General features: G+C 32.4%; 11 protein-coding genes and 1 pseudogene. 4 read left to right on the forward strand and 8 right to left on the reverse strand.

Annotation, left to right across the window (positions count from 1 at the left end):
* Nucleotides 1-140 precede the first annotated feature (140 nt).
* Nucleotides 141-623 carry a regulatory protein RecX gene (locus NYQ10_RS03785; RefSeq protein WP_289878960.1) on the forward strand — a complete coding sequence of 161 codons (483 nt, stop codon included), beginning with the start codon at nt 141-143 and terminating at the stop codon, nt 621-623.
* A gap of 399 nt (nt 624-1,022) precedes the next feature.
* Entirely contained in the window at nt 1,023-5,105 is a 4,083-nt protein-coding gene (locus NYQ10_RS03790; protein WP_289878961.1) for a T9SS sorting signal type C domain-containing protein, read from the forward strand.
* A 44-nt stretch (nt 5,106-5,149) separates the two neighbouring features.
* Here NYQ10_RS03790 and NYQ10_RS03795 read toward each other — a convergent pair whose 3' ends face one another.
* The 5 genes and pseudogenes from NYQ10_RS03795 to NYQ10_RS03815 all read right to left on the reverse strand — a co-directional run bounded on the left by NYQ10_RS03795 (nt 5,150) and on the right by NYQ10_RS03815 (nt 8,708).
* Complete coding sequence (locus tag NYQ10_RS03795; protein WP_289878962.1) at nt 5,150-5,764, reverse strand: hypothetical protein; 615 nt, start codon at nt 5,762-5,764, stop codon at nt 5,150-5,152.
* Nucleotides 5,754-6,257: an RNA polymerase sigma factor gene (locus NYQ10_RS03800; protein WP_289878963.1), complete on the reverse strand. Its 504-nt coding sequence runs from the start codon at nt 6,255-6,257 to the stop codon at nt 5,754-5,756. The genes NYQ10_RS03795 and NYQ10_RS03800 overlap by 11 nt, the downstream gene beginning before the upstream one ends.
* A gap of 7 nt (nt 6,258-6,264) precedes the next feature.
* A complete protein-coding gene (locus NYQ10_RS03805; RefSeq protein WP_289878964.1) occupies nt 6,265-7,128 on the reverse strand; it encodes a TraB/GumN family protein in 864 nt (287 codons plus the stop codon).
* 75 nt (nt 7,129-7,203) lie between these two features.
* On the reverse strand, nt 7,204-7,398 hold the full coding sequence (locus NYQ10_RS03810; protein ID WP_289878965.1) for a hypothetical protein: 195 nt from the start codon (nt 7,396-7,398) through the stop codon (nt 7,204-7,206).
* A 174-nt stretch (nt 7,399-7,572) separates the two neighbouring features.
* Nucleotides 7,573-8,708: pseudogene (locus tag NYQ10_RS03815) on the reverse strand (aminotransferase class I/II-fold pyridoxal phosphate-dependent enzyme).
* A gap of 175 nt (nt 8,709-8,883) precedes the next feature.
* Between NYQ10_RS03815 and NYQ10_RS03820 the strand changes: the two are divergent.
* Both NYQ10_RS03820 and NYQ10_RS03825 read left to right on the forward strand, forming a co-directional pair.
* Complete coding sequence (locus tag NYQ10_RS03820) at nt 8,884-9,714, forward strand: DUF2975 domain-containing protein (protein WP_289878966.1); 831 nt, start codon at nt 8,884-8,886, stop codon at nt 9,712-9,714.
* A gap of 2 nt (nt 9,715-9,716) precedes the next feature.
* Nucleotides 9,717-9,929: a helix-turn-helix domain-containing protein gene (locus NYQ10_RS03825; RefSeq protein WP_184159126.1), complete on the forward strand. Its 213-nt coding sequence runs from the start codon at nt 9,717-9,719 to the stop codon at nt 9,927-9,929.
* A gap of 58 nt (nt 9,930-9,987) precedes the next feature.
* On the opposite strand, the gene NYQ10_RS03830 is transcribed toward NYQ10_RS03825, so the two are convergent.
* The 3 genes from NYQ10_RS03830 to atpD form a co-directional block, all read right to left on the reverse strand.
* Nucleotides 9,988-10,626: an NAD(P)-dependent oxidoreductase gene (locus NYQ10_RS03830; RefSeq protein ID WP_289878967.1), complete on the reverse strand. Its 639-nt coding sequence runs from the start codon at nt 10,624-10,626 to the stop codon at nt 9,988-9,990.
* A 189-nt stretch (nt 10,627-10,815) separates the two neighbouring features.
* A complete protein-coding gene (locus tag NYQ10_RS03835) occupies nt 10,816-11,097 on the reverse strand; it encodes a FoF1 ATP synthase subunit delta/epsilon (protein WP_289878968.1) in 282 nt (93 codons plus the stop codon).
* A gap of 50 nt (nt 11,098-11,147) precedes the next feature.
* Nucleotides 11,148-12,659 carry a F0F1 ATP synthase subunit beta gene (gene atpD, locus NYQ10_RS03840; protein ID WP_057115305.1) on the reverse strand — a complete coding sequence of 504 codons (1,512 nt, stop codon included), beginning with the start codon at nt 12,657-12,659 and terminating at the stop codon, nt 11,148-11,150.
* Nucleotides 12,660-12,827 lie beyond the last annotated feature (168 nt).

Here is a 12,827-nt window from a genome sequence, read left to right on the forward strand (position 1 = left end):
ATCCGTTAAATTATCGTACAAAAATATTGAAATTCGGCACATACACAACATTTTACAATGTTTCTTTTCTGTTAATATTAACAAATTTTAGAAGTTTTTTGTAAGTAAATGCCCGTTTTTGAATTTAATCGTTAAAAAGCATGAAAAACCCGACGAAATGCACTTTCACTATAAAAGAAGCTTTACAAAAATTAGAACACTTTTGTGCTTATCAGGAACGATGTCATGAAGAAGTTGTCTCTAAATTATACAGCTTAAAAATGACCTCAGATGAGATTGACACCATTATTGTAAAGCTTATTGAAGACAACTTTCTAAACGAAACTCGTTTTGCTTGCAGTTTTGCTCGAGGAAAACATCGCATTAAGCATTGGGGAAAAATTAGAATTACAAATGAACTTAAAGCAAGACAAATTTCTTCTGCTAATATCAATTTGGCTTTAAAAGAAATTTCTCCAGAAGAATATTTTGAAACTTTCGAAAATCTTTCAGAAAGATGTTGGAATAATTTGTCAGAAACCAATGCTTTGAAAAAACGCAAAAAATTTTGCGATTATATGCTTCGAAGAGGTTATGAAAGTAATTTAGTTTATGAAAAAGTAAAAGAATTAGAATTAGACTAATTACTTTAAAAAATCAAAAATGCAACCTTTTCACAATCACCATTTCTAACTTCAGATTGTGCTATAATCCACACAAAAACACCTCACAACATTTAGTTGTAATTTATTCCAATTTTGATGATTTTATTGCTAAACTCGCGTTTTTTAGTCTAAAAAATCAAAATCGCACTTAAAAACGGGCTTTTTTTTACGATTATTCTTATAATATTTTTTAACATTTTATAAGAATATCCGCAAAATCTCATTTTTTTTCATGCATTTCGTCGAGTATTTTAACGATTCATCGAATATATAGAGGTATTGAAAACCCTCCCTATTTCTAGCTCGTAGATGTATATATCTTTGCTCCGACTGAAAAGTCCTATGCCAGCATAACAAACTGATAGAAAACATTTAAGCATGAAAAAAACTTTACTTTTATTTTTATTGTTACCTTTTTTAGGATTTGCTCAACAATTGAGTGGCGATATTGTCATTAGCTCTGCAAATACTGATGCGAATTTCAGGACTCTTGCACTTGCAATAGATCAAATATATGCACGTGGAGTTAGTGGCCCTGTAAGATTTTTGCTTGATGAAGATCAGAATTTAACTTCTTTACTTACAATCAATGTCATACCAAATACAAGTGCAACTAACACGTTTACAATTAAACCGAACACTGGTAAAAACATTACTATTACCACTACAATGGCTAGTCCATCAACTGGTATTCCAGCAGTTATTAGATTTAATGGCGCCAACAACGTAATTATAGACGGAAGTAATTCGACCGCAAACACAAAAAATTTAACTTTGATAAATACTGATAATTTAGGCTATACAGCAAGATCAGTCATTTGGATTGCGAGTAATGGCTCAACCGGTTCAACAAATATCACTGTTAAAAACACCAACCTAAGATTTGCAAATCGTAATGATGGCAGTACGCTTTTAACTGGAGTTTACTCTGGAGGCAATGGTCTTGGAACAAATAATAGCCTTGGCGGAAACGCTAATAATGGTGCCAATTCCAACATTTCAATTATTAATAATGAGACATTTAATATTAAAGACGGTGTTAACATTAACGGAAATGCTAGTGCTTCTCCAACAGGTTGGAAAATTCAAGGAAACAAAATTGGAACTACAACTGTAGCTGAAAAACCAATTAGAGCAATCTATATATCTAATGCTGCAAATTATGAAATTTCTGGAAACACACTTTCTGGAATTAGAAATACTGTTAATGATGGAAACGATTGTGCTGCTATTGTTTTGTTAGGAAATAGTACTGGAAGTATCTCAGGTAATTATATTAATGATATTGTTAATACACAACATAACAATGCTAAATATTCGGCAGGTATTCTTGTAAAAACCAGTGGAACTACAAACATTAATAATAATATTATTAGTAATGTTTATAATACTACTGCAGATTCAAATAATTATAACTATTATAATAGAGCACATAGCATTTTCATTTATTCAGGAAGTGCAACAAATGTATATTACAACACTCTTATTGCGAGCGGAGCACCAACAGGAACAACAAGTGCTTCTTGTTTATATACTGAAGGCGGTTCTGGAATTAATATAAAAAACAACATTTTTGTTAATTTACAATCTAATGAACAATATGCTATATTCTTAAACGGAGGAACAGTAAGTCAAATTAGCAATAATGATTATTACGTTAATAGCAGTACTAATAAATTCTTAAACAGAATATCAGGTACTCTATATGCGGCAACAACGGCAGGAACAGTTCCTGCTAATTGGAATTCAGCTGTAGGAGATTCAGCTTCTCAAACTTTTCTTCCTACATTTGTTACGCCAGGAACAGATTATCATATACAAGATGTCACAGTCAACAACAACTTAACTGGAGTAGCAATCGCAGGCATTACAACAGATATTGATGGAGACACAAGAGTAAAACCTTATATGGGAGCTGATGAAGTTGTAAAATGCGTACCAGCAGGAGATCAAACTTCTTTCGGTTCTGAATCTTGGATAGGTTATGTTTACAGTTTTACAGGAAACACTGCACCAAATCCAACATACAACACTTTACCAACTGGAACAACATATTTAGGAACTGTTACAGAAACTACTAGAAATTTTGATAGAAATGTTGCTGATGGTGCAGTAAATGGTGCTACAAGAAATTTTTGTGATACTGCACCTACAGACCGATTCTTCGTTCGTTATAAAATGACAGCTAATCTTACCGAAGCTGGACAATATAATTTTATGCTTGGAAGTGACGACGGAATTAGACTTTATATTGATGGCATTAAAGTTTTTGAGCGTTGGAATCAGCACAGCTACACAGTTGATGCTTTCCTACAAACGTTATCAGCTGGTTCACATCAATTTATTTTAGAATATTTTGAATTAGATGGTTCTTCTCGTGCGGCAATTTCATTTGGCGCAATAAAAGGAGATCAAGCGCTTCCTTACGGAATTAATTCTTGGAATGTTTATGGTTTAACCAAAAACGATTTAAATCTAAGCAATACAGTATATGCTGGATATTATGTAGATTCTAATGTTAATGTGGACTCAAGAAATTACTGGACAACGGACAAATCTCCTTCTTCTGCAACAAATTGGCAAGGAGCTCCGTTACCAAATGATAATTTTACGGTTTCTTACAGACGTCAAGGTTTTCCTTGCGGAACTTACAGAATTGAGCTTGCAAACTCAGATGATGCAACTCAAATTTACATGAATGAAAGCGCAACTCCATTATTCACTCAAAATGGATATACGAATACTGCTGCATACATTAACGGTGGAGCGACATATGTTTTAAACAGCACTTCTAAAATTGAAGTTCGTTTAAGAGAAGACGGAGGAAATGCCAACGTGGCCGTTAACTTTGTAAGAGTGCTAACTCCTTATACAGGATCTGAAACAGTTAATTCAAATACTTCAATAGTAATTAGTTCACCAACTGTAACGTTAGGTTCAGATATTCAGGTTTGTTCATGTACAGTAAATTCAGGATCTACTTTTAATGTTCCGAGCGATAGAACTTTAACTGTTGATGAAGATATAAACGTACTTGGAACAGGAAAATTAGCGATTCTAAGCGGAGGATCTCTTCTTCAAACTTCTACGAGCAAAACGATGTATACTGGAAATGCAACGACTTCATTTGAAGTTCAAAGAACAACGAACGTAAGACGTTATGATGCTACATATTGGTCAATGCCTGTTACAAATCCAAGTTTTACAATGGCTAGTTTGTCTCCGAATACCCTACTTGATAAATATTATTGGTATGATCCTAATTCGACTTGGACTGTGAGCCTGAATGGAACAATGCCGATGGAAGTTGGAAAAGGATACAACATAAGAGCTCCACAGCCTTTTGATGCGAACACAGCAACTCCATTTACTGGAATATTTAAAGGAATTCCGAATAACGGTAACATTGCTCCTGTTGTTGTAGCAAATAAATTTAACTTAGTAGGTAATCCTTATCCTTCTGCTATAAGTGCAACGGCATTGATAAATGCTAATACCAATTTAGGTACGCTTTATTTTTGGACGCATAACTCATCTCCTGTATTAAACCCAGCTGATGGAAAATATTATTATAACAATGCAGACTTTGCTGCATTTAACCTGACTGGATTTACAGGAACAAGTTCTGGAGCAACACTTAACGGACAGCCTTTTGAAGGATACATCGCAGCTGGACAAGGATTCTTGGCTAAACCAAAAACAGGAACATTAACCTTCAACAATACAATGCGTATTGGTAATAAAAACAAGCAATTCTATAAAACTACCGAATCAGGTGAAATAGAAAGAAATCGTTTATGGCTTAATTTATCTAATGATTTGGGAGCTTTCAAACAGATTTTAGTTGGATATATAGAAGGAGCTACAAATAGTTTTGACATTAATTATGATGCCACTACTTTAGGTTCTAACAGCAGCGCTGATTTTTACAGTATCAATGAATCTAACAATATGACTATTCAAGGACGCGCGCTTCCTTTTGACAATCAAGATATTGTTCCAATGGGTTACAAATCGGCAACAGCTGGAGAATACACTATTGCAATCGATCACGCAGACGGTTTTTTTGATACTCAAGAAGTTTACCTAGAAGATTTAGTAACTGGCAAAATAGTAAGCTTACGTTCTGAAAATTATAAATTTACAACAGAAGTTGGAACATTCACAAATCGTTTCAATCTTCGTTACACTTCTAAAACTTTAGGAACAGGAGATTTTGAAAATGCAGAAAATACCGTTTTAGTTTCTGTAAGATCAAAAATCGTAAAAGTTACTGCGACTAAAGAAAACATCAAAGATGTACAGATTTACAATATTGGTGGTCAGTTAGTTTACAACAATAACAAAGTTGATTCTAACGAACTACAGATTTCAAATTTACCTTCTGGTAATCAAGTTTTATTAGTTAAAGTTGTTTTGGAAAACGGCTCAGAAGTTTCTAAAAAAATTATCTTTAATTAATATTTAAAACAAGAAACCCATCTTAATCGATGGGTTTCTTATTTTTATTCTTCTTTCAATTCGTCAATTACTTTTCTTATTTCCTTGGCATATTTTCCGTAAAAATACTGCACCCACCATTCTAAGGCCAATCCCATAAATAAGATGCTAAAAGTAACTACAGCGAAAACGCTTATTAATTGTCCGTTAGTAAATTCTGTAAGTTGAAAATTAGGCGCTTTTGAAAACTCATGGTATAAAAACCCAAGTAAAAACAAAACTATAAAAGGCGTTAAGGCAAATCCGAATGTTTTATACAATTCCATATTAAGCTTTACGTCAAAATAAGTTTCGTACAAACTGTCTTTTGTTTTTAATGTAATGTTGTTCAATCTCTTATAAAAAATATACAGTTTTACTAAATAGTATACACAAACTGCTACAAATATGCTGAACATTAAGTAAAAAGGAGCAATCCATTTTTCTGGAAAAGCATATGCATAAGGTGTGAAAGCCATTAAAAAAACAGCTACCGACTGCATTATAAGCTCATTCTTTAGATTTTTTCTAATTTTATCTAGAGGCGTATTGGCCGAATTAATCTTTTCTAAGTTATCTGGAAGAACGACATTTTCATTCTTTTCGTTATTCCATGCATTTTGTATATCGTTAAAATCCATATCCCTGATTTTTAATAATTTCTTTTAATTTTTCTTTTGCTCGGTTTAATTTCACTCTAGCATTTCCTTCTGAGATTCCGAGATTCTCTCCAATTTCTTTATGAGAAAAGCCCTCTAACTGATAAAAAATAATCGCTTTATCAATTTTTTCAAGTTTTTGCACTGCTTTGTAAAAATGGTCTAGCTGGCTTTCCTTGATGTGCGAATCTCCTTCTTCCTCTTTAATATTTTCCGAAGCAATTTCATATTTGTCAACCTTGCGTTTTTCTTTTCTAAGAAAAACAATTGCCGTATTTACCGCTACCCGATACATCCAGGTCGAAAACTGACTTTCGTTTCGAAATGTTTCATACGATTTCCAAAGCTGACAAACAATTTCCTGAAACAAATCTTGCTGATCGTCATAATTATCCATGTACATCTTTGAGACCTTGTACAGAATTCCTTTATGACTTTCTATCCGATTTAAAAACTCTTTTTCTTTTTCTTTCAAAATAGTTTTAGTTCATTACTGGTTTTACAATATATCCTGCCTTTCTTAATAAATTAATCACTCCAAACTCACCACCTAAATGTCCTGCGCCTACTGCAAAAAACACACTTTCTGTTTTCATCATTTGTGGCATATCTTTTACCCAATTCAAATTTCTTTGATCCAGAATCATCTTTTTTGTTTTTTCGCTTGTAAACTTTTTATCGGTTACGTTATTATACAGATCATCAATATTTTCACTTTTATACGCCGTTACTAATTTAGACGTTTCATTTTGATTTGATTCGCTTAACATTTTAATCATTTCATCATTAGTATAAGCATTTCCAAGAATATCAAGCTGCGATTTCACAGTTTCTAAACCGCCAATCTGAATATTTCTCTTTTTAGCCATTTCTATAAATTCCATTTCATAAAGTTTCATATCTGTGCATCCAAAAGTTTTCATAGAAATTAAACTCATTACGGTCATTAAACTAAAACTGTCTACTTGCTGAACAGTCATTCCTGTTGTCGTTTTTAAGATTTCATCTAATTTTGACAAATGTTCGGGACTCAATAATTTACTCAAAGGTTCTTTTCCCATTGCCATTTTTTGCATGTCTGCCATTTCAGCCGGATCGGCAAAATTGATTTCTAAAACTAGTTTGTTAGAAGCATCAAATGCTTTTTTTGTTTTTTCTGAAAGAAAATAATCTGGTGAACAAATCATATGAACTGTTCCGTATAGATAAGAAGGTTTTGTTAATCCGTTTCCTGAAACTTCCCACAAAAGCGTGTTTTCAAGTTTTGAAGATTTTGTCTGCGCTTGAACAGAAGAACTAAATATAATTGCGATTACTGCGATAACTGATTTGATTAAATTTTTCATTTTGTTGATTGTTTTAAATTGATTATTTGATTGATTTTGATTGAAAATTTTGACGATTGAAACTCCTTACTTATTTTATTTGCTATATTTTTTTCGTTGCCATGAAGCAACTGAAGCCAAAAACAAGCAACTCATAATTAAAAGGAATTCTTTATTAGGTTTTCCTAGCATAAACTGATTTACAAATGCATATCCTAAACCTGCTGAGCTTAAAAAGATAAATATAAAATTGAAAATTTTTTCACTTTTTGATATTGACTGTGTTTTCATAATTGTTTTGGTTTATTTGATTACGACTCGTAAGTGACTAAAGATTCAAAACGTTACAAAAAAATTTCAACTTTTTTTAAAATATAAGTAAATACAGGCATTTCCAAGAGAAAAAAAATTTAGAATCCATGAAAAGCTAGAAGCAAAAGTCGAAAAAAGTAATCAAGAAGAATCCTAAAAAACGAAATCTCGAACCAATTCTAAAACAAGATTTATTTCTTCTTGCGAATTATAACTGTGAATACAAAAACGCAAACGTTCCTGACCTTCTGGTACTCTTGGCGAAAGAATAGCCTGCACATCAAATCCTTTATCTTGAAGTAATTGAGCTAACTGTTTTACATTTTCATTTCCAGGAACAATAGCCGAATGTATTGCCGATTTACTATGCACAAACATTGGTTTCAAACCCAACAAATTCTTCTGCTGATTAAAAAAAACAATATTTTGACGAAGTTTTTCTCTAGCAGTATTTTCTATTTCTAATTGATGATATGCAATTAAAATAGTTGCAACCGCATGAGGAGACAAAGCGGTTGTATACAAAAAACTATTTGCAAAATTGATTAAATATTCCCTAAGTTCATTGCTTCCTAAAATTGCGGCTCCCTGACAGCCTAAAGCTTTTTCAAAAGTTACAATTCTAGCAAAAATTCTATTATGCAATTCAAGATATTGCGTAAGTCCTTCGCCTTTATCACCAAAAACACCAAAGCTGTGTGCTTCATCAACAATTAAATAGCAATTGTATTTTTCTGAAAGTGCAATCAATTCTTCCAAATTCGGACTATCGCCGTCCATCGAAAAGACAGTTTCAGTTACAATATAAATTGTTTTATGGCGAAATTTAAGAATAAAACGCTCTAAATCTTCAAAATCATTATGGTAAAAGATTCTGATTTTGCAACCGAAAGAGCGATTCCATCTTTTATAGAAGCATGACATAATTCATCATACAAAACAACATCATTTTCTTGCGGCACAGCGCTAAAAAAACCAATATTGGCATCGTAACCCGAATTAAAAATTAAAGCCGCTTCTGCATCATGAAATTCAGCTATATAATTCTCTGTAATTTGATGAAGCGAATGATTACCAGAAACTAATCTCGATCCTGTTGATCCGTTTTGAATGATTTCATTTTCTAATAAATAAGCATGAACATGCTTAAAAATATATTCTGATTTAGAAAATCCGATATAATCGTTTGAAGCAAAATCTACCAGATTATTAAAAACGGGCAATTTTCTAAACAACTCTTTTTCTTTCGAATCTTCAATCTTTCTATTTAAATGTTCTGGTAATTCCATAAAAACAAAGTTAAACAACAAAAGTTTGTTACTTCAAATTTTCCTTCATAAAGCTGACTTCATTTAATTTCACAAAAAAAACGAAAGCTTTTCGATAATTTTTTATCGTTTAGAACATTTTTATTATCGTTTATCAATAATTTTTATATATTTACGGCAACTAAAAACAAATATTATGAAAACCAACAATAGATTGATTACTGTACTTTATGTTATTTCTCGACTTAGTTTTAGATTTTCGCAACTTATATTATTGTTTGCTATTATCTTCGAATGTATTCCAAACGGTACTTTGGGCTCTTGGAATTCCACTATGCATCATTCAAAAGGATATAGCATAACTACTCAACTTCAGCTCGATATCCCAGATACTTTAATTACATACAAAAATGAACAATTGAAAATCAATGGCTCCGTTTCTAACTTCTACAGTAAAGAACATAATAATTATTTCAATAAAATAAAAAATGACTCAACACTTAAAAAGAAGTATCAGATAAATACTTTTGAAGTGCGAGATCAAAAATACATTGATGTTAAAAAAGAATTTAAAAACATTAAAATTCAGAACACAAACTCGACTGCAGATGTAATAATCAACCCTAAAGATTATTTTCTAAAAGCAGTTTTAATAATAAAAAGCTATTTAACTTTAATTCTGGTACTATTTGTAAGCTATCAATGCATGAGATTATTTGAACAATTAAGAACTAATTTTGCATTTGACATTTTGCTAAATGAAAGAATCAAAAAAATTGGATATTCCTTTATTATGTTTCAAGTTGCAAATCTGATTATAAGCTATATTATAACGCAATATTTTTCCAACATTGATTATTTTCATTATACAGATTTAATAAGCAACGGAAAATTTCATTTTATGAATTTAAAACCTGTTCTTGAATACAATTTGCAGATTATTTTTCTTGGATTATGTCTAGTAGTTTTAAGCAAACTACTAAATCACGGATACAATCTTCAGAACGAAAACGACTTAACAATATAACTATGCCAATCATTGTAAATCTAGATGTAATGCTCGCCAAAAGAAAGATGCGTTCAAATGAATTAGCAGAACGAATTGGCATTACAACCGCAAATCTTTCGATACTGAAAACTGGAAAGGCAAAAGCTATTCGGTTTTCGACTTTAGAACTCATTTGCGAAATACTCGAATGCCAGCCGGGTGATATAATGGAGTTTGTAAAGGAAGAAGAATAAGCAATTAAACTCTTAAAAAAAACAGCGGATTAATCAATCCGCTGTTTTAAATTTAGTTTTATAGATTACTAATAAAAGGCGATTTCCTGCTGAATTTAGATTCCATCATTTCTCTAGCCATAAACTTTGAAATATCAAGAGCCGTAATTTTATCACCTAAACAATCTTCTATATTTACTATTATTTCAGAACTCTTGTCTGTAAAATCAATCAAAGGAACACGAACCTGTGTCCAATTTACATCGCTATTTTCCAAAAGTTTATATGCCTTTTGGCGATCTTCCTGAATTAACGGAAAATTATTTTTCATCCAATCTGTAGCCATAATTGTTTTTGGGCTTTTCTTATCGAATGGCGTATCAATATTAAGTCCAGCCAATAAAACATAGCAGTCAATTCCATATTCATTCATTGCCTTCAAAACATGACTCGTCACCTGACTTGCAACTAAAGGCTCCTCTTTTCTTTGGCCAATTGTACTTAAAACAGCCTGACAATCTTTTAGTAATGTTTTTATAGATTGAAAATTAAGTGCGTCACCTTCGACAATCTCAATATTATCACTTTGAATATTGAATGTTTCAGGATTTCGAAGCAGTAGTTTTAAATGAAATCCTTCTTTTAATAAGTGCTTTACAAGATAATTTCCTGTTTTACCGCCTCCTCCAAGTACGGCAATTTTTGATATATTTTTCATAAGTATTCTTCATAAAATTTGACATAAATAAGTAGCGCTTTATCAAACTAACAAAGCGAAAAAGACAAAAGCTTACTGAGCTTTTATCATTGTATCAATATTTTATAAAGAGATTTTAATACTTCAAAAGTAAAAAAATAAAAAAAGCCAGACAAATATGTCTGGCTTTTTACTTATTCTGAAATTGTCTTAGTCAACTAATACAATTATCTTATTGTCTTTCATCTCGATTGTTCCTGACTTAATCTCTAAAGTATAAGTTTGGTCATTTACTTTCGTGAATTTATCTGCTGCCTCTTTAGAAAAATTGAAGCTAGAAGCTGCAATTTTGATTGTTCCTTTTTCTAAAATAGAAACAATCGGCGCGTGATGATTTAAAATCTGAAAGCTTCCATCAACTCCTGGCAAAGTAACTGAAGTTACTTCTCCTGAAAATAATTTAGCTTCTGGTGATACTATTTCTAAAATCATAATTTTGTAATTGATAATTGATAATTGTCAATTGATAATTATCAATTGAATTATGCTTCAGCTAACATTTTTTCTCCAGCTTCGATTGCATCTTGAATAGAACCTTTCAAGTTGAAAGCTGCTTCTGGAAGGTGATCTAACTCACCATCGATAATCATGTTAAATCCTTTGATAGTATCTTTAATATCAACCAATACTCCTGGGATACCTGTAAATTGCTCCGCTACGTGGAATGGCTGAGACAAGAAACGTTGTACACGACGTGCTCTAGATACAGAAAGTTTATCTTCTTCAGATAACTCTTCCATACCAAGAATCGCGATGATATCTTGAAGTTGTTTGTATTTTTGAAGAATTTCTTTTACTCTTTGTGCACAGTTATAGTGCTCATCTCCTAAGATATGTGGAGTTAAAATTCTTGAAGTAGAATCTAACGGGTCAACCGCAGGATAGATACCTAACTCAGCAATTTTACGAGACAATACAGTTGTTGCATCTAAGTGCGCGAAAGTTGTAGCCGGCGCCGGGTCAGTTAAGTCATCCGCAGGAACATAAACCGCTTGTACAGATGTAATAGATCCTTTGTTTGTAGATGTAATACGCTCTTGCATTGCACCCATCTCAGTTGCTAATGTTGGTTGGTAACCTACCGCAGATGGCATACGTCCTAAAAGTGCTGATACCTCAGAACCTGCTTGTGTAAAACGGAAGATATTATCAACGAAGAATAATACGTCTTTTCCTTGGTCTGATCCAGCTCCATCACGGAAATACTCAGCGATAGATAATCCTGAAAGCGCTACACGAGCACGAGCTCCAGGTGGCTCATTCATTTGTCCGAAAACGAAAGTAGCTTTAGACTCTCTCATTCCTGGCATATCTACTTTAGATAAATCCCACCCTCCATTTTCCATAGAGTGCATGAAATCATCACCGTATTTAATAATTCCTGACTCTAACATCTCACGAAGCAAGTCATTTCCTTCACGTGTTCTTTCACCTACTCCAGCGAATACTGAAAGTCCACCGTGACCTTTTGCGATATTGTTGATCAACTCCTGAATTAATACTGTTTTACCAACACCAGCACCACCAAACAATCCAATTTTACCTCCTTTTGCGTAAGGCTCAATCAAATCGATTACTTTAATACCTGTAAATAAAACTTCAGATGAAGTTGATAAATCTTCGAATTTTGGAGCTTGTCTGTGAATTGGCAAACCGTTTTCTCCAGTTTTTGGCAAATCACCTAAACCATCAATGGCATCTCCAACAACATTAAATAAACGTCCATATACATCTGGACCGATTGGCATTTGGATTGGATTTCCTGTTCCAACTACTTCATATCCTCTTGACAAACCGTCTGTAGAGTCCATAGAGATTGTACGAACAGTGTTTTCTCCAATGTGAGATTGTACTTCTAGAACTAAAATAGTTCCGTCTTTTTTAGTGATTTCTAGTGAATCATAAATTTTTGGAAGTTCAACATCTTTACCGTTGAAAACTACGTCTACTACTGGTCCAATGATTTGAGCAACTTTTCCTATTACTTTTGACATTACTTATGTATTTATTAAATAGCTATTTAGGTTTATCGAAAATACCTCTTTTTTCAGAGCGCAAAGATAATTTTTTAAAATATAAAATCAATTTTTTTTTCATAAAAAATAGCACGATTTTGTTTGATTCATAAAACTTGGCAAAAAAACAACCAAAACATTCATTTT

This window comes from Flavobacterium johnsoniae (genome assembly GCF_030388325.1).
Lineage (GTDB): Bacteria > Bacteroidota > Bacteroidia > Flavobacteriales > Flavobacteriaceae > Flavobacterium > Flavobacterium johnsoniae_C.